Here is an 18418-nt window from a genome sequence, read left to right on the forward strand (position 1 = left end):
CCAACCACCACGAAGCGGCCCTGTCACGCTGACACACCGCAACGCAGCACCATCACCCTGACACTGAGCGCAAACCCCGGAATTTGAACGGCGTGTCGACCGACGACACGCACGCTCGCGGAGGAGAGGGGCACCTCCAGTAAGCTGGCAGATCGTGCGAAAGCGGCGGCTGGGAGTGATGGGTGGGACGTTTGATCCCATCCACAACGGCCATCTGGTCGCGGCCAGCGAAGTCGCCGACCGGTTCGACCTCGACGAAGTGGTGTTCGTGCCGACCAGCCAGCCGTGGCAGAAGAGCCGGCAGGTCAGCGGGGCCGAAGACCGCTACCTGATGACGGTGATCGCCACCGCGTCCAACCCCCGGTTCTCGGTGAGCCGGGTCGACATCGACCGCGGCGGCCTCACCTACACCAAAGACACGTTGCGGGATCTGCACACGGTCAACCCCGACTCAGACCTTTACTTCATCACCGGCGCCGATGCGCTGGCATCGATCCTGTCCTGGCATGACTTGGAGGAGCTGTTCGCGATGGCGCGGTTCGTCGGGGTCAGCCGGCCCGGCTACGAACTGGGCCGCGAGCATCTCGCCGACGTCCTCGAGGGGTTGCCCGACGACGCGCTCACCTTGCTCGAGATTCCGGCACTGGCGATCTCGTCGACCGACTGCCGCCGGCGCGCCGCCGAGGGCCGGCCGCTGTGGTACCTGATGCCCGACGGCGTCGTGCAGTACATCTCCAAACGCGAGCTCTACCGCAAACCCCGGGCCGAGACGTGACGGCAACCCAGGAAGCCATCGACATGGCGACGGTGGCCGCGAACGCTGCCGCGGCCAAACTCGCCGACGACGTCGTGGTCATCGACGTCTCCGGCCAGCTGGTCATCACCGACTGCTTTGTGATCGCGTCGGCGTCCAACGAGCGCCAGGTCAACGCCATCGTCGACGAGGTCGAAGAGAAGATGCGCCGGGCCGGCTACAAGCCGGCACGCCGCGAGGGCGCCCGCGAGGGCCGCTGGACCCTGCTCGACTACGTCGACATCGTCGTGCACATCCAGCACCAGGACGAACGCGACTTCTACTCCCTGGACCGGCTCTGGCGTGACTGCCCGACGGTGGATGTGAACCTGGAGGGCGCGTCGTGAAGATCCGCCGGCTGCTGATGCTGCGGCACGGGCAGACCGACTTCAACCTCGGCAGCCGGATGCAGGGCCAGTTGGACACCGAGCTGAGCGAGCTGGGCCGCGCGCAGGCCGTCGCCGCGGCCGAGGTGCTGAGCAAGCATCAGCCGCTGCTGATCGTCACCTCGGATTTGCGGCGCGCCTACGATACCGCCGTGGTGCTGGGGGAGCGCACCGGCCTGCGGTTGCGGGTCGACAACCGGTTGCGCGAAACGCATCTCGGCGACTGGCAGGGCATGACGCACACCCAGATCGATGCGTCCGCACCCGGGGCCCGGCTGGCCTGGCGCGAGGACGCCACCTGGGCGCCGCACGGCGGGGAGAGCCGGGTCGACGTGGCCGGCCGCAGCATGCCGCTGATCGGCGAACTGGTCACCGGCGAACAGGAATGGGGCGCCGACGAGCGACCGGTGGTGCTGGTGGCGCACGGCGGCCTGATCGCCGCGCTGACGGCGGCACTGCTGAGGCTGCCCGTCGAAAACTGGCCCGCGCTGGGCGGAATGGGCAACGCCAGCTGGACGCAACTGTCCGGCCATTCCGACGACGACGCCGCCTTGGCCGGCATTAGCTGGCGCCTCGACGTGTGGAACGCTTCGGCACAGGTCGCAGGCGATGTCCTCTGAGTCGCGGCCGGTGCTGCTGATCTTCGCCGACTCGCTGGCCTATTACGGCCCGACGGGCGGCCTGCCCGCCGACGATCCGCGAATCTGGCCCAATATCGTTGGCGCACAACTAGGTTGGGATGTCGAGCTGATCGGCCGTATCGGGTGGACCTGCCGCGACGTCTGGTGGGCGGCAACGCAGGACCCGCGGGCCTGGGCGGCGCTGCCGAAAGCAGGCGCGGTGATCTTCGCGACCGGCGGGATGGACTCGCTGCCGTCGGTGTTGCCGACGGCGCTGCGCGAGCTGATCCGCTACGTGCGCCCGCCATGGCTGCGGCGCTGGGTGCGCGACGGCTACGGCTGGCTGCAGCCACGGCTTTCCCCGTTCGCCCGGGCCGCGCTGCCGCCGCACCTGAGCGCCGAATACCTCGAAGCGACCCGCGGCGCAATCGATTTCAATCGGCCAGGCATCCCGATCGTGGCGTCGCTGCCGTCGGTGCACATCGCCGAGACCTACGGCAAGGCCCATCACGGCCGGCCCGCCACGGCCGCCGCGATCACCGAATGGGCCCAGCAGCACGACATTCCGCTGGTCGACCTGAAAGCCGCGGTCGCCGAACACGTCATGGCCGGTCGCGGCAACCCCGACGGTATCCACTGGAATTTCGAGGCCCACCACGCGGTCGCCGAGTTGATGCTCAAGGCGCTGGCGGAAGCCGGCGTGGATCCATGCCCGTCGTAGTCGTCACCGATTCGTCGTCGCGACTGCCCGACGACCTGCGGCGTAAGTGGCGGATCCGCCAGGTCCCGTTGCACATCCTGCTCGACGGCGTCGACCTGCGCGACGGCGTCGACGAGGTTCCCGACGACGTTCACCTGCGCCCCGGGGCAACCACCGCCGCGGCCACTCCGGCCGAACTCGCCGATGTGTACCGGCAGGCGCTGGCCGACAGCGGCGGCGACGGGGTGGTGGCGGTGCACCTGTCGGCGGCGCTGTCCGGGACCGTCGGCGCCGCCGAGGCGACGGCCGCCGAGATCGGTTCGGGGGTGCGGGTCGTCGACTCGAGGTCGACGGCGATGAACACCGGTTTCGTAGCGCTGGCCGCCGCCCGCGCCGCCGCCGAGGGGGCCGACCTGGACACTGTCACGCAGGCCGCCGCAGCCGCGGTGAGCCGCAATCACGGCTTCATCGTCGTGCACCGGCTGGACAACCTGCGCCGCAGCGGACGGATCGGCGGTGCCGCGGCCTGGCTGGGCACCGCACTGTCACTCAAGCCGCTGCTGCGCATCGACGACGGCAAACTCGTTCTGGCGCAACGGGTTCGCACCGCCAGCAAGGCGGTGACGGCGATGATCGACCGGGTCTGCGAGGTGGTCGGGGACCGCCCTGCGGCGCTTGCCGTGCATCATGTCGCCAACCCCGACGGCGCCGACGCCGTCGTCGCTGCGCTGGCCGAGCGGCTGCCGGCGTGCGAACCGGCGATCGTGACCGACCTGGGCCCAGTGCTGGCGCTGCACGTCGGCGCCGGTGCGCTCGCCGTCTGCGTGGAGGTTGCGGACTAGCGGTGGGCCGGTACCGGTAACGGCGCGGTGTCGTCGCTCAGCGGTTCGGGCCGCCGGCGGGCGTGGTCGCCGCGGGGATGGACAACCCGCGGCCACCAGAACCAGCGGCCCAACAGCGTCGCCATCGAAGGCATGAACAAGGTGCGCACCACCAGCGTGTCGAGCAGCAGACCGATGCAGACGGTGGATCCGAACTGGCCCAGGACCCGTAGATCGCTGCCGAGCATGGCGGCCATGGTGAACGCGAACACCAAACCTGCGGCCGTCACCACCCCACCGGTGCCGGCCATCGACCGGATGTACCCCGTCTTGAGGCCGTTGTGGATCTCTTCGCGGAACCGGGAGACCAGGAGCAGGTTGTAGTCGGATCCGACGGCCAGCAGGATGATGACGGACAGCGCCATCACGATCCAGTGGATTTTGATCCCGAACAGGTCTTGCCAGATGAGCACCGAGAGCCCAAACGATGCGGCAATCGAACTGGCCGCGGTGCCGACGATGACCAGCGCGGCGACCACGCTGCGGGTGAGCAGCAGCATGATCATGAAGATCAGTGTCAGCGAGGACACCACCGCGATCATCAGGTCGTATTTGGCGCCGTCGTGCATGTCGCGGAACGTCGCGGCCGTACCGCCGAGATAAACCTTGGCATCCGACAGCGATGATTGCTTCAGCCCCTCCTGGGCGGCGGTCCGCTCCGCATCGACGCGCGAAATCCCTTCCGGCGTCATGGGATCGCCCTGATGGGTGATGAAGAAGCGCGCCGACTTGCCGTCGGGCGACAAGAACTGCACCAGACCACGTTTGAAGTCCGGATTATCGAATGCCTCCGGAGGCAGGTAGAAGAAGTCGTCGTTTTTGGAGTTGTCGAAACTTTGCCCCATCACGATGGCGGTGTCGCTCATCGACTCCATCTGGTTGATCATCGCCTGGAAGGTGCTGTGCATGGTCAACGTCAATGCATGGGTGGTTTTCATGCTCTGGATCTGCGGCGGCAAGATCGCGACCATTTCGCGTTGCAGGGCATCCATACTGTGGATGTCCTTGGACATGCGGCCGAACTGTTCGTCCAGCTGATCGATTCCGTCCAGGGCGTCGAAGATCGACCTCAGCGACCAGCAGATCGGAATATCGAAGCAGTGTTTCTCCCAGTAGAAGTAGCTGCGGATGGGCCGCCAGAAATCGTCGAAATCCGCTAGGTGGTCCCGCATTTTGTCGGTGACGGCGACCATGTCGTCGGTGACGCTGGACATGTCGTGCGTGGTGTCGGACAGACCCTTGGTGATGTCGAGCATGCGTTCCAGGTAGTTGATCGTCACCTGCATTTCGTCGGCCATCTTGAGGATGTCGCCCATGCGCTCCTTCAGAAACGCCATGTTCTGCATGAGCATCTGGCTTTGCATGCTGTTCTGAAACGGTATCGAGCTGTGCTGAATCGGAATCCCGAGCGGGCGGGTGATGTCCTGGACCATCACGATGCCGTGCACGCGCAACACGTTTTTGGCCACGCGGTCCAAGACCAGCATGTCGGCGGGATTGCGCATATCGTGGTCGGCCTCGACCATCAACATGTCCGGATTCATTCTGGCCTGCGAGAAATGCCGGTCCGCGGCGGCGTAGCCGATGTTGGACGGTGCGCTGGTCGGCAGGTAGTAGCGGTCGTTGTAACTGGTGACATAGCTGGGCAGGCCCAGCATGCCGACCAGCACCACCGCGCCGCTCACCGCCAGAATCGGTGCGGGCCACCGCACTACCGCGGTTCCGATGCGCCGCCACAGCCGCCCCCGCGCCGCGCCCTTGGGCTCGAACAGGCCAAAACGGCTGCCCACGAACAGCACCGCCGGCCCGAGCGTGAGACCGGCCGCCACCACGATCAGCATGCCGATCGCCGCCGGTGCGCCCATCGTGTGGAACCACGGCAGCCGCGCGAAACTGAGGCAGTACACCGCCCCGGCGATCGTCAGACCCGACCCCAGCACGACCGGGGCCACCCCGTGAAAGGTGGTGTAGTAGGCGGTTTCCCGATCCTCACCGGCCCGGCGCGCCTCTTGATAGCGGCCGATGAGGAAGATCCCGTAATCGGTGCCGGCGGCGATCGCCAGCATTGTCAGGATGTTCGCCGCGAACGTGGTCAGCCCGAATGCGTTGTGGTAGGCCAACACCGCGACGATGCCTCGTGCCGACGCCAACGCGACGCCGGTCATGAAAAGTTGGACCAGCGTGGTGACAAGGGAGCGGTAGACCAGGAACAACATGACCGCGATCGCGCCCAAAGTGAACAACGTGATCTTGGCCAGGCTGGCGTTGCCGATCACGTGCATGTCATCGGACAGCGCCGCCGGACCGGTGACGTGGGCCTGCACACCGGGCGGCGCGGGGGTGTGCTTGATAACATCCCGGACTGCCTCGACGGATTCGTTGGCCTGCGTGGTGCCCTGGTTGCCGGCGAGGTTCAGCATCACGTAAGCGCCTTTGGCGTCGGCGCTTTGGACGCCGGCCGCAGTCAGGCGGTCGCTCCAGAAGTCTTGGATGTGCTGCACGTGCTGGGGGTCTTTGCGCAGCTGACGGACTATGTCGTCGTAGTAGCGGTGTGCGGCGTCGCCGAGCGGCTGCTGGCCTTCCAGCACCACCATGATCGTGCTGTTGGAATCGAATTCCTTGAAGTTGTGGCCCAGGCGCATCATCGCTTTCATCGACGGCGCATCCATCGGCGCCATCGGCGCCGAATGCGCCTCGCCCACGACTTCCAGCGACGGCACGATGGTGTTCACGACGACGGTCACAAAGACCCAACCCAGGATGATCGGCACCGCCAACCACCTGATCGTGTGCGGGATAACGGGCCGGTGGGGGCGGGTGTTCGTTTCAGTGCTCATGCGGACTTCACCAGGCAGAAGGTCTGGGCATTTTCGCCGTCAACGGTTTTCTCTTCGCGGACCACACCGTCGATGGTGATGCGGCAACCGATTTGATCCCCGTCGCCCTGGGCCATGATGTTGGCGCTGACGGCGGGCAGCGTCGTGCTGATCGTGTACGACCACGGCAGTGGCGCTCCGTCAACCTGATGCGTGTTGGCTTCCGCGTCCCAATAGTTGATGCTCGCCGTGGTCCCGGCCGGACCCCATACGTCATAGGTGACGACCTTCGGGTTGAACTGCACGATCTCGATCCCGGCGCCGGCCCCCGCATTGAGATCCTGCGAACCGAAGATGCGGTGCAACCGCGAGACGAGCAAACCCGAGATCGCCAGCACGACGACCAGGACCAGGGGGATCCACGCTCGCTTGGCCAACCTGGCAATCGCGCTCACCCCGTCACCTCCAGGTCCACGATCATTCGTACGAGTGTGTCAGCCACGGATCGACCCAGGCAGCAAAGGTGTCCGTGGTGCGATCCGCTGTCGCCGTCGTCAACGGAACCTTCGCCTGCCTAAGTATCGTAAACCGTAGGGCACGGGAGCGTTCACCGGGTCCCCGTCGCCCGGCCCGTCACGGGTGGCAGGTCGGCGAGCGTCACGATTCCCGGTCGGGCGGCCACCACAGCGGGCACGGCGTTGGTCACCGGCATCGCCGTGTAGATCATGCCCAGGCCCATGAAACCCGGCTCCGTCCAATCCTTCGGCGGCAGACAGTGAATCACCGTGCGCATGTTGGGCAGGCCGAACACCTGGATGACATGCCCGTGTTCGAGCGGCTTCGGCGGTGTCACGTGATCACCCATGATCCAGTTGAACCCGACGCTGACCACATTGCGCTCGCCCACCCACCCGCGGTGGTAGCCGTAGACGCTGCCGACAGTGCCGGCCGGAATTTTCATGAAGCCCAGATCGCTGTCGGCGGTGGCCGCGGTGAAGGTGACGTCGAAGGTCATCTTGTCGAGCTTCGCCCCGATGGCGTCGGCCATCATCGCCGCCGCCTCGGCGAACACCTCACTTTCCCGCCGCACGCTTTCGGCCAGGCCCGGCGTATCGGGGTCTTGCGAGAAGCCCATGGCTGTCTGGGTGCCCGCCGACTCGTAGGTGGAGCAGTCCACCGACTCGGTGATGCGGATCTCGTCGACGCGTTCGCAGCAGCCGGACAGCACCATGCCCACCATGTTCGTGATGCCCGGATGCGCGCCGCTGCCGAAGATCGTCGAGCCGCCGCGCTCGCAGGCATCCAGAATGCGCTGCCGGTCTTCGGGCGTCTGCTTGCCGCCGGTGATCCACGCCGCGCTCGTGCAGACATTAACGCCGGATTCGAGTAGCCGCACCAGCTCATCGATGCCTGCCCACAACGGGTTATAGCAACAGGCATCGGGTTTCAGCGCGAGCAGTGCGTCGATGTCGTTGGTGGCCTTGACGCCCGTCGGCTCCGGCCAGCCGGACAGTTCGGCGGCGTCGACGCCGACCTTGTCCTGCCCGTGGGCGTACACCCCGACCAGCTCCATGTCGGGTCTGCCGATGATGGCGTGTAGCGATCGCCGTCCGATGTTGCCGGTGGTCCATTGAATTACCCGCAGCGGTGTAGTCACCGCCCCACGATATTCGGGTGCGTTTGTGCCACTGTCGGATTCTGTGACCGCCGAGTTGCCCGAACCCCTGACGCTGCGCACGGTCACCGACGACGACTGGCCCGCGGTCCTGTTGTTGGACGACACCAGTTTCGGCGTGTCCACTCACCCGGATTCGATCGCCGCTGGGCGGGCCCTGACGCCCGCCGACGCTGCGGTGGTGGTGTGTGACCGCTCGATAGGGGAGGCCGTCGTCGGGTTTGCGGTGTATCTCGACTTCGAGCTCACCGTGCCCGGTGGAGCGGTAGTGCGCACCGCCGGGCTCAGCGGCGTGTCCGTCGCACCGACCCACCGGCGGCGCGGCCTGCTGCGCGCGATGTTGGCCGAATTACACAGGCGGATAAGCGATTCGGGCTATCCGATGGCGGCGCTGACCGCCAGCGAGGGCGGCATCTACGGACGGTTCGGGTACGGCCCGGCCACCATCGAACAGGCACTGACCATCGACCGCCGCTTCGCCCGCTTCCACGACCACGCCCCCGACCCGGGCGGTGTCCGCCTGGTGCGGCCTGCGCAGCACGGCAAGGATCTCGCCGCCATCTACGAGCGGTGGCGCCGGCGTACACCGGGCGGGTTGGCGCGTCCGCAGGTCTTGTGGGACGAGCTGCTCGCTGACCGGGAGGCCACCCGCCGCGGCGGCACCCCGTGGTTTGCGTTCGTGCATCCCGATGGCTATGCGCTGTACCGGGTGCACAACGACGACAAGAGCCTTGCGCGAGTGAGCGAACTCAAGGCGGTAACCACCGATGCGCATGTCGCGCTGTGGCGCACCCTGCTGGGGCTGGACTTGATCGAGACCGTCGCCGTCGAGACTCATCCGGACGACCCGTTGCCCTACCTCTTGTCCGACAGCCGGCTGGCCCGCACCACCGGACGCCAGGACGATCTCTGGTTGCGGATCATGGACATTCCCGCGGCGCTTACGGCCCGTACCTACCAGGCGGACCTGTCGACGGTGTTCGAGGTGTCCGACGCATTCCGCGGCGACGGCGGCCGGTTCGCGCTGGAAATCAGCGGCGGTCGCGCTCGGTGCGCGCCCAGCGACGCGCCCGCCGAGGCCGAGATGGACCTCGACGTGCTGGGCAGCCTGTATCTGGGAGCTCATCACGCGTCGGCGTTGGCTGCCGCGAACCGATTGCGCGCCAAGGACTCTGCGCTGGTGCGACGTCTGGAAGCGGCGTTCGCCAGCGACGTGCCTGCTCAGCTGGGCTTCGGCTTCTGACGTTGCCGTCGGCCACGGTTAGCCGACGGCGCGGGCGACGTTGACAATCGGTCACCGCTTGCGGTACTTACTCAAGAGTAAGATACTGGAGCGTAGGTACGCGAGGACGTGTTCATCGTGGCATTGCTGTGGTCACCGGAAGTCCGTCTCACGGTTTGATGGACGCGTACGGTAACTCGGGCCCGTCGTCAGCGCATGCAGTGGGGGAATGGGTACGGCGAAGTAATTCTTTGCCAGTCGAGAATGTTCCGGTGGCTTCGATTCGCGATTCCTACACACCCAGGAAGAGCAAGACGAACGAGCACTACGTCAAGATCTTGGCGCAATCACCGTTGCCGTTACCACCGATAGTCGTTCACCGGCCCTCGATGTGGGTGATCGACGGCGTGCATAGGCTGCGCGCGACCGAAATGCGCGGCGAGGACACGATACCGGCGAGGTTTTTCGACGGCAATGACGCTGACGCTTTCGCGCTCGCCGTCCATTTGAATGTCACCCATGGCCTGCCGTTGACCCTCGCCGAACGCAAGGCGGCGGCGCAGCGAATCGTGCGGTCCTACCCGCACTGGTCCGATCGGTCCATTGCGCTGATCACGGGAGTGTCGAACAAAACGGTCGGCAAATTGCGTGGGTGTGCAACTGAGGAAATTTCCCAGTTGGGCCCACGGCTGGGTCGGGACGGAAAAGTCCGGCCGGCAAGCCCGGTCAATGGGCGGCGACGTGCGGCCGCATATTTGTCGATGAATCCGCGCGCGTCGTTACGGGAGATAGCCCGCGAGGCGGGTGTTTCGGTCACCACGGCGCGCGACGTGCGCCAGCGTGTCGGCAACGGTAAGAATCCGCTGCCCGATAATCTCGCCAAAGATTCGGGTACGCGCGCTCAGCCGGCGGCGACGGCCACAACTCCGTCGCGCGTGTCGCCCAAAGTCCAGGGGCACGATCTGCTTCAACGGCTGAGAAAAGATCCGTCAGTCAGATCTTCTGAGAGAGGACGCGCCCTGCTGCGGCTGCTCTCCACCGTCGTGTTGGCAATTAGCGCCTGTAACGAGTTCGCTGAAGCTGTTCCGATCCACTGCTCGGGCACAATCGCCGAGATAGCACGGAAATACGCTCGTGCGTGGCAGGAAATCGCGGACCAATTCGACGGTTCGTAGCTCACGCAGGCTCGCACCTCAACAATCAGAGGCCGGCCACGCCGACCGCGACGAACCCGCAGCCCAACGCGGCCAGCAGAAGCGCGACGTCACGGCGCCGCCGCGATCGAATCCAGTCGTGCAGCGCCGCCACCGATCTCGCGGTTGCCCGGGGCGCCAACAGGTAGGCCAGCAACGGAATCTCGATCAAGGCGAACGCCACCACGTTGAACATCAACAACACCGCGACCTGCGTCAGGGCCGCCGCGCCCGAGGCGAGGATGACCGCGAGCGCCGCCAGGTAGTCGACTGACGGCAATGCAATGCCGAAACCGGCGATTCCCGCGACCGACAGCGAATCCCCGCTCAGCAGTCGCCTGCCCGACGTCGCCAACCGCGCCGGGCGCGAACCCAACCGCCCGCGGGCGTCGATCGCCACGAGGACCGCGATCGACAACGCCAGCAGCCCGATCAGGATCTGAACTTTGGGCACGGTGAAGTACGTGGATCCGAGCAGGCTGCGTCGAAAGACGAACAGCACAACCAGACCCACGGTTGTTCCCATCACGAAACCGCCGCAGAGAAACGCCAGCAGCTGCAGCGCCGGCCGGGGCCTGTTGAGCATCAGCACGGTCATCCCGATCCGGAAAGGTTCGATGCTGACTGCCAGGGCCATGACCAGGACGGTGACCAGCATTGGTGTCTCGGGGTGCGCCCAGCGCGGCCCGCTTAGGCGTCCAGCCGGGTGAACTGATCCTGCCGGTACTGCTCGACGCACGCGGCGCGCCGGATCTTGCCGCTCGTCGTGGTGGGAATCGAGCCCGGCGGGACCAACACGAGGTCACCGACGTTCAAGCCGTGTGCGTTCGATATCGCTGAGGTGACGTCGCTTTTGACGCTGGTGAGCCAGTGCGTCGCGTCGTCGTTGCCGCGCTTCTTGAGTTCGATGACGGTGACCAGCTTCTCCGTACTGTTCACCGGAACCGATATCGCCGCGACCCGGCCGCCCGTGATCTCTTGGACCGTCGTCTCGATGTCCTCGGGATAGTGATTACGCCCGCGGATGATCAGCAGATCCTTGATGCGCCCCACAATGAACAGCTCACCTTCGTAGACAAAACCGAGGTCGCCGGTTCTCAGCCACGGCCCGGCCGGCGTTCCCGGCGAAGGCTCGGCGAGCGTCGCGCCGAAGCAGCGCTGCTCGTCGGGCTCCTTGCGCCAGTAGCCCTCGGCGACGTTGTCGCCGTGCACCCAGATCTCGCCGACCACGTCCTGCGGGCACTCGCGGTGGGTGTCGACGTCGACGATCCGCAGCATGGGCGATTGCGGCAGTTGGTATTTGACCAGCGTTGTGCCGGTGCCGGCGGCACACCGCTCGGCGCGGTTCGCGCCCAGCTTCTCGCTGTCGAAATGAACCGCCGGCGACGATTCACTCCATGTGCCAGCGGCCACGAACACGGTCGCCTCCGCCAAGCCATATGAAGGACGCAACATGTGGTCCCGAAAATTGAAGTGCGCAAACCGGTCGACGAAGCGTTGCAAGGTCGCCGGCTCGACACGCTCGGCGCCGCTGATGATGCCCAGTACGTCTGAAAGGTCGAGTCCGGCCAGGTCAGCGTCGGTTGTTTTGCGGGCAGCCAAGTCGAAGGCGAAGTTTGGTGCCGCCGACCACGCGCGAGGATTGTGGGCCAGCGACTGAACCCATCTGGCCGGCCGTTCCAAGAACGACACCGGACTCGTCAGCTCGCCGCGATAGCCGCCCAGGATTGGTGCACAGACTCCCAGCACCAAACCCATGTCGTGGTAGAAGGGCAACCACGACACGATGGTGGCTTCCGTTGGGGCTTTGCGGTCGGCGAAGAAGCTGCGCATCAGCTGCTCGAAATTCGCCTGCAGGTTGCGGTGCGAGACCATGACCCCGGTCGGTAGTCGGGTCGAGCCCGAACTGTACTGCAAATACGCGATGCTTGGCAGATCTGCTGTCCGAACGCTTGGTTCGCCATCCGCGTCCAGATTCATCGAATCGATTTCGACGATCTTGGGCACCGAGTCCATGTGTGCCTCGTCGACGTATTGGGCGACATCTTCGGCGACCGCGGATGTTGTGAGAACAACGGAGGGCGACGTATCGGCAAGAACCGCGCCTACCCGCTCGTGGCTCGAGCCGCGGTGCGGCAAGGGCAGTGGCACCGCGATGAGTCCAGCCTGCATGGATCCCAGAAACGCCGCGATGTAATCGAGTGACTGCGGAGCCAGGATCACTGCTCTGTCTCCGGCCGAGCCATGAAAGCTGAGCTCGCGGGCCACATTGTGCGTTCGGCGGGACAACTGCGACCAGGTCAGGTTCTCGGGCACCCCGGCCCAGTCGTCGTCGTAGTCGGTGAAGGTGAACGCGATGTCGTTGGGCCGCAGGCTCGCACGTCCGTGCAGCATCGAAAGGATGGATGACTGAGGCATAGGGGTCACGTCATGTCCGTACTGGTTCGTCGGTCTGTCGGTTTTCAGTCAGTGGTCAGACTGTCCTGCGCGGTGCGATAACACGGACATGGCACCGCTGAGGATCTGCGAGAGTGGGTCGGCGCCGCCGCCGAATGTCGCCTGGTTGGCGGGCGCGGTGACTTCCGCCGGGTCGAACCCGTGCACCGGATCCACCTGAACCGGAGCGGTCGCCGGGTCGTCGTTGCGTGAGTAGCCCGCGTTCACCCGGGGCATCAGGATCGCGTCGAGCTTGTTCAGCGTGTCTTCCGGAATCCCGATGTAAGCCAGGGGCATCACAAGCGGGAGGTGCTTTTCCGGAACCATGATCGTGGTGTCCTTGGCGCCCCGCGAGTTGATCGTCGTCCGGATGTTCTGCGGCGGCACCATGCTCGGGTTGGTGAAGGCCACCGCGGTATGACCGGTTGCAAGACCCATCAGCGTGTTGCCCAGGGCAAACAAGTTGTCCGGACGGTCGGGGAAGTCCGCGATCGAGTCGTACGCGGCCACGAACCGGTATGTGTCGTACTGGCTCTCATACGGCGGTGCCATGGTGTAGTCGAGTGCGGGAACGACGCTGCCGACCGGGAACATTGCGGTCAGGAAGCTCTCCCCAAAGGCGTGGCGCCCGACCGGGTCGCCGAACGTCGCGAAGTTCAGTTGGTCCGACGGGGGAGCGGTCGGGTCATTGGCCAGCCGGGCCTGCGCGCCGTCGACCACGAAAGCGCCCTCGGACAAGCCGATCGCGGTGCCGGGGCGACCGGTGCGGATCGCCGCATCGAGGTTGTCTACTCCCACGTCGACGGACTCGCCGACGCTGGGGCCGTCCAGACCCAGGCCGGGGAGCAGTTGTTCGCCGATCTTGCCGATGCCCGGGAACAATCGTTCCAGTACGTGGCCCTGCACCTGACCCGCCGGGTAGCGGACGATTTCGCGCTTCTGGCCGGGGAACCATTGGGCTCCCTCTTGGCGGATGTACTCGTCGTAGGGGATGCCGAGAACGTGCGCGCCGCCGAGGGCGAACGCGGTCTGGTCGCCCGGCGCGCCGGGGGTGGGCGGCCCGCCGACGGGCGTGTCGTCAGCCGACGCGGTCCTGACGCCGAAATAGCCTGTGGCGCTGACAGTTACCAGCGCCGTGACTCCTGCGAGGAGTTTCTTCATCCGCACTCCTGACCGCTCGGCATCGCCTCGTAGTTTCACATACATCAGGTGTGCGCGCTAACTGGGTTGCGCCGCGACGGCCACCAGTTGGCCCGCCCGACGAGGGCAGCGATGGCGGGAACCGTGATGGTGCGTACTACAAAGGTATCCAGCAAAATTCCCACACCGATCACAAAACCGCCTTGGACCACGGTGCTGATGCTGGAGAACAACAGCCCACACATCGACGCAGCGAAGATCAGACCCGCCGCCGTGATCACGCCGCCGGTCGAGCTCAGGGTGCGAATGATGCCGTAACGCATGCTGTGCGAAGACTCCTCACGCATTCGGGAGACAAGCAGCATGTTGTAGTCGGCGCCGACCGCCACCAAAACCACGAATGCCAGCGGAGGCACGCTCCAATGTAACTGCTGGCCGAGCATGAACTGGAAAACGAGGGTGCCGATGCCCACCGCCGACAAGTACGAAATGACCACCGAAGCAACCAGATACAGCGGTGCGGTAATCGCACGCAGCAGCGCCGTCAAGGTCAAAAGCACGACGATGAGGGTCACCGCGATGATGAACCGAATGTCGTGTCGGTAGTAGTCGCGGGTGTCTTTGAGCCCGACGGTGTATCCCGCCATCGATATCGTGGCGTCCGCCAATGCGGTATTCGCTTGGGCGCCCCGGGCGGTCTGGGTGATTGTGTTGACCTGATCCATGGCCTCGCTGCTGAACGGATTGAGTTTGGTTTGAACCAGGTAACGCGCCGAGTGGCCATCCGCTGAGATGAAGATCTTGGCGGCGTTCTTGAACTCCTTCAAGTGCAGCAGCTGGGCCGGGATGTTGAATCCGGCCATCGCCGGTTGCGAGGCCTCACGTTTCAGCGACAACAAGAAGGCCGATGCCTGATCGAGCCCGGCACCCAATTGTTTGACCTGGTCGACGAGTTGGGTCACCGCCTCGGCCACTTGCCGGCTCCCGCCGGCGAATCGGTTGGCGCCGTCTTGCATGCTGTTCAGGTTCGCCTGCAGGCCACCGGGCTGGTCCATTCCCATGGAATGCATCACCTTGGTGAGGTTTGCGAGTGCCCCACGCACGCGGTCTACCGATGCGTTGAGGGACTTTTTGTCCGGGAACGACTGCAGTTGCCCCCACAGATCGCTGATCGCGTCGAGGTCTTCCTGGTCGCGCCCTGCGACCAGCCGTTCGAACGTCCCGCGAGTAGCGCTGCAGGACTCGTCGAGATCGCAGACCGGGTTGCCCTGCAACGCTGCCAGCACCGGGCCTATCCAGGCAAACATGTTCTTGCCGGCCGAAAAGTTCCAGCCCATGGCATTGCTGAGGGAGTTGACGTGGTCGACGAGCTTGGCCGCGGTGTCGACTTCCTTGACCAAAGTGTCGCCGCTGTATTGGTTTTTCATCGACGAGAAGGAGTCGACCACGTTCTGCACACTGGCAGCGAACCGGCTGACCTGGCTGCGCACATGGTTGAGGTTGTCGGCCAGCGTGCCGGCCCCGTCGGCCAGCCGATCGAGGTCGTCGGTGTGATCGTTGATCAGCGTGGATCCGTCGGCCAGGACGGTGCCGATTGCGCCCGCCTGATAGGTGGCCTTGAATTCATTCGGCACAGTTCCGGCGGGACGCGTGATGCCGCTGACCGCAGCGATATTCGGCAGTTGGCTGACTCGCTGTGCCATTTGCTCCAGGTCTGCCAGGGCCTGCGGCGTGCGCAGGTCACGCGGTGAGGAGACCAGGATGTATTCCGGGATCGACTGGTTCACCGGGAAATGGCGCTCTAGCGCCGCGTATCCGATCGAGCTCGGCGCGGAAGCCCGCACGGCCTTGCGATCGTCGTAGTTGTAGCGCACGAAGGCGGCGCAGCCCGCCAGCGCGATCAACACAAGCACGCTGGCAACCAGATGCAGCTTGGGCCTGCGCACAATGCGAATGCCCGAGCGCCGCCAGAACAGCGCGGTCAGCTCGCGCCGTGGCTTGACCCAGCCGCGTGGCCCGGCAAGGACCAGGATCGCCGGCAGCAACGTCACCGCGGCAAGGAATGCCACGCCGATCCCGATCGCCGACGACGTTCCGACCGTCTTGAACACGCCCATTCGGGCGAAGCTGATGACCAGAAACGTGATTCCGACGGTGGCGGCGGACGCGGCGATCACCTTTCCGATCGAGATCATCGCCCGCTTGACGGCCTGGTCGAAATCTGCCCCTAACCGCAAATGGTCGTGATAGCGGCTGATCAGGAACACCGCGTAATCCGTTCCGGCGCCAGCCATTATCGCGCTCAAAAATACGATGGATTGGTTCGAGACGCCCGAACCCGTCAGTTGGGAGTATCCGGCTACCACGGCTTGCGCGATCACCAGGGACAACCCGATCGTCAGCAACGGCAGCAGCATGGTGACCGCGCTGCGGTAGACCACCAGCAGCACGATCAGCACCAAAACCGCGATCGCCAGCTCAATCGGCATGCGATCCCGATTGCCCGAAACCGTAAGGTCGGCCACCGTTGCCGCGGGACCGGTGAGATTGGCCGTCAAGGATGTTCCGGCCACGGTGTTTTCGACGATTTCGCTGATGCGGTTGAAAGCGGCGTAGGACTGTGGGGTGCCCAACTCGCCCGCGACCCCGACCGGCAGCACCCACGCCTTGTGGTCCTTGCTGGTCACGGCCGAACGCAGGGGCGGCGTGCTGACGAAATCCTGCAACATCAAGACATCTCGGGTGTCCTGGCGCAGCGCGCCCACCAGTTTGCGGTAAACGGCTTCGTCGGCGGGACCAAGCCCCTTGTCGTCAGTCAGGACCACCAGTAGGAGGTCTTCTGAGCCCGATTCGTGAAACGCCTCGGTCATCTTTCGGGCCGTGATGCTCGACGGGGCATCGCTGGGCAAGATGGCGAGCGGATGTTTCTGGGCCATCTCGCCCAGGGACGGACACGTCAGTGGGAGTGCGACCGCCAGCGTGACCCAGATCCCGATCACTATCCAAGGCCACCGCACCACAAAATCGGCTAGCCGTTGCACATTGCCCTCATGCGACGCGTCCCCAGTGCCCGTGGTTGGCGACCCGCATACACACCGACTTCATCGCCTCGAAGTAACGGGCAACTGATTTCTCGGCGATCGGGTTGTCGGGATACATGATCGCCATCGCGGTGCCTTCGCCGTACCGAAATACGTAGATGGTCAGTTGATAGGAATACCGGCCGTCCGAGTAGATTCCGATGTTGTTGGCCAGTCCCAGGTCAGCCGCTGCGAGCACGGCGTTGAGTGGAGCAGCGTTGCCATGAAAGAAGTTGGACACCGGAAAATTTGGCTGTGGCCAGCTCAACCAGGGTGCCAGCTCCAGCACGCGGTAGTACGGCACCTTTGCCATGTCCAGACCTGAGTCGAACGACGCCTGTGCCATCCACGCAGCGTCGCCGAAAGAGGCCGCAGCTATCGGCACGGTGATCGGGATCAAGCCGGTAAACCAGCCCTGTGTCATGAAGTTGTCGGCGCCGGTGCGGGAATCGCGGGGAGTAAGACCGTAGTACGTTGGTGCACCCGTGAACTCATGCTCCACCAGCGCGATGCAGGCGAACAAGCCGCCGACGAAGCGCGCGCCCACCGCTGAGCAGGCCGATTCGAACCGCTCGGTCTGTTCGGCATCCATCAGGAGTTCGGAGACGAGGTCGCTGGCACACCGCTCCGATGGATCGCCCAATGGGAGCGGGAATTCAGGAAAGCCGCCATTGTTGTTCTCGGCGAACTCGATCCACGCCCGCACCTCAGGTGAATCTACGGTTAACGTTGAGGTGTACTGCCGTTCGCGGGTACAGAAGTCGTCGTAGCTGCCTGGCTCGGGAAGCGTAAGGGCCTCACCGCCTGCGCTCAGCGCCGAGTACATGCCGTTGGCCTCGAGCATCGTGGTGCCGATCAGCGTCGCGTCCCCGTGCACATGGTCCATTGCGGCAAAGAACGTGAAGTGGTTCTCGCTTTGGACGATCCCGAAGCTGAAACAGCCCCACTCCAGCGGATTCGGTATGGCCACGACGTGAGCGCGTACCTCGTCAGCCGTCATGTGGCCGTGCTTCCTCGGCGCAAACTCGATATCTGCGGGATCGCTGATGGTGTGCCTGACAAAGTCTCCGTTGCCTGTGCGCTCGAACCAGCTGCGGAACGTGTCGTGCCGACGCAGGTAGGCGTTGAGGGCCTCGTTCATCGCGGAAATGTCGCATCGCCCAGGCACTTCGCAGGTAGCGATGATTTGCCGGGAGAAGTCCAGCCCCGCGACGGTCCGCTCGTGGTAGTTGCGAAGATGCTGGCCCTGCATGTAACTGACTGGTACCGAGCTGACCGGCGCTTGCCGGACCTTTGCCAGCGCCACGTCCGTCGGGTGCCACGACGTGACGAGGCCCGGGGTCAAGGTCCAATTCTCGAGTGAGCCGATCGTAATCTTCCCGATGCGCAAGACTTCGTCCTCCTCGGTGTGATCGGCTCATGCGGTCAGGGCTGACAGCGAGACCCAACATAGCCCTCTTCGCATGCGGTGTCGCC

Annotated in this window: 15 protein-coding genes; 7 read left to right on the plus strand and 8 right to left on the minus strand. The window is 64.9% G+C overall.

Features of this window, described 5'->3' with window-relative positions; genetic code table 11:
- Positions 1-169 precede the first annotated feature (169 nt).
- From nadD to AWC14_RS22810, 5 genes are read left to right on the plus strand one after another with little or no spacing between them, the layout of a single operon-like run.
- Entirely contained in the window at positions 170-775 is a 606-nt protein-coding gene (gene nadD, locus AWC14_RS22790) for a nicotinate-nucleotide adenylyltransferase (protein ID WP_268811699.1), read from the plus strand.
- Positions 772-1140 carry a ribosome silencing factor gene (gene rsfS / locus AWC14_RS22795; protein WP_045376267.1) on the plus strand — a complete coding sequence of 123 codons (369 nt, stop codon included), beginning with the start codon at positions 772-774 and terminating at the stop codon, positions 1138-1140. The genes nadD and rsfS overlap by 4 nt, the downstream gene beginning before the upstream one ends.
- Complete coding sequence (gene gpgP, locus AWC14_RS22800; protein WP_045376264.1) at positions 1137-1799, plus strand: glucosyl-3-phosphoglycerate phosphatase; 663 nt, start codon at positions 1137-1139, stop codon at positions 1797-1799. The genes rsfS and gpgP overlap by 4 nt, the downstream gene beginning before the upstream one ends.
- Complete coding sequence (gene octT, locus AWC14_RS22805) at positions 1789-2520, plus strand: diglucosylglycerate octanoyltransferase (RefSeq protein WP_045376262.1); 732 nt, start codon at positions 1789-1791, stop codon at positions 2518-2520. The genes gpgP and octT overlap by 11 nt, the downstream gene beginning before the upstream one ends.
- A complete protein-coding gene (locus tag AWC14_RS22810; protein WP_045376259.1) occupies positions 2508-3341 on the plus strand; it encodes a DegV family protein in 834 nt (277 codons plus the stop codon). The genes octT and AWC14_RS22810 overlap by 13 nt, the downstream gene beginning before the upstream one ends.
- On the opposite strand, the gene AWC14_RS22815 is transcribed toward AWC14_RS22810, so the two are convergent.
- From AWC14_RS22815 to AWC14_RS22825, 3 genes are all read right to left on the minus strand, one after another.
- Entirely contained in the window at positions 3338-6217 is a 2880-nt protein-coding gene (locus AWC14_RS22815; protein ID WP_081968047.1) for an MMPL/RND family transporter, read from the minus strand. The two genes, AWC14_RS22810 and AWC14_RS22815, sit on opposite strands and share 4 nt — an antisense overlap.
- Complete coding sequence (locus AWC14_RS22820; RefSeq protein ID WP_045376284.1) at positions 6214-6642, minus strand: MmpS family transport accessory protein; 429 nt, start codon at positions 6640-6642, stop codon at positions 6214-6216. The genes AWC14_RS22815 and AWC14_RS22820 overlap by 4 nt, the downstream gene beginning before the upstream one ends.
- Positions 6643-6803: 161 nt before the next feature.
- Positions 6804-7853, minus strand: coding sequence for an NAD(P)H-dependent amine dehydrogenase family protein (locus AWC14_RS22825; protein ID WP_045376281.1), 1050 nt, complete (start codon positions 7851-7853; stop codon positions 6804-6806).
- Positions 7854-7878: 25 nt separating this feature from the next.
- Here AWC14_RS22825 and AWC14_RS22830 point away from each other — a divergent pair, with 25 nt between their 5' ends.
- Positions 7879-9114 carry an enhanced intracellular survival protein Eis gene (locus AWC14_RS22830; protein WP_045376253.1) on the plus strand — a complete coding sequence of 412 codons (1236 nt, stop codon included), beginning with the start codon at positions 7879-7881 and terminating at the stop codon, positions 9112-9114.
- Positions 9115-9365: 251 nt separating this feature from the next.
- On the plus strand, positions 9366-10268 hold the full coding sequence (locus tag AWC14_RS22835) for a ParB/RepB/Spo0J family partition protein (protein ID WP_158089924.1): 903 nt from the start codon (positions 9366-9368) through the stop codon (positions 10266-10268).
- Between the two features lie 25 nt (positions 10269-10293).
- Here AWC14_RS22835 and AWC14_RS22840 read toward each other — a convergent pair whose 3' ends face one another.
- Genes AWC14_RS22840 through AWC14_RS22860 form a run of 5 tightly spaced genes read right to left on the minus strand, consistent with a single transcriptional unit; the run spans position 10294 to position 18332 of the window.
- Complete coding sequence (locus AWC14_RS22840) at positions 10294-10944, minus strand: GAP family protein (protein WP_085241469.1); 651 nt, start codon at positions 10942-10944, stop codon at positions 10294-10296.
- 32 nt (positions 10945-10976) lie between these two features.
- Complete coding sequence (locus tag AWC14_RS22845; protein WP_057003457.1) at positions 10977-12704, minus strand: AMP-binding protein; 1728 nt, start codon at positions 12702-12704, stop codon at positions 10977-10979.
- A gap of 48 nt (positions 12705-12752) precedes the next feature.
- Positions 12753-13883 carry an acyltransferase PE gene (gene pe, locus AWC14_RS22850; protein WP_057003458.1) on the minus strand — a complete coding sequence of 377 codons (1131 nt, stop codon included), beginning with the start codon at positions 13881-13883 and terminating at the stop codon, positions 12753-12755.
- 44 nt (positions 13884-13927) lie between these two features.
- A complete protein-coding gene (locus tag AWC14_RS22855) occupies positions 13928-16903 on the minus strand; it encodes an MMPL/RND family transporter (RefSeq protein ID WP_268811698.1) in 2976 nt (991 codons plus the stop codon).
- 7 nt (positions 16904-16910) lie between these two features.
- The gene (locus tag AWC14_RS22860; protein ID WP_045376241.1) at positions 16911-18332 is read right to left on the minus strand and encodes a condensation domain-containing protein; all 1422 of its coding nucleotides are present in this window, start codon (positions 18330-18332) and stop codon (positions 16911-16913) included.
- Between the last annotated feature and the right edge of the window lie 86 nt (positions 18333-18418).

The organism is Mycobacterium kyorinense (genome assembly GCF_002101735.1).
Lineage (GTDB): Bacteria > Actinomycetota > Actinomycetes > Mycobacteriales > Mycobacteriaceae > Mycobacterium > Mycobacterium kyorinense.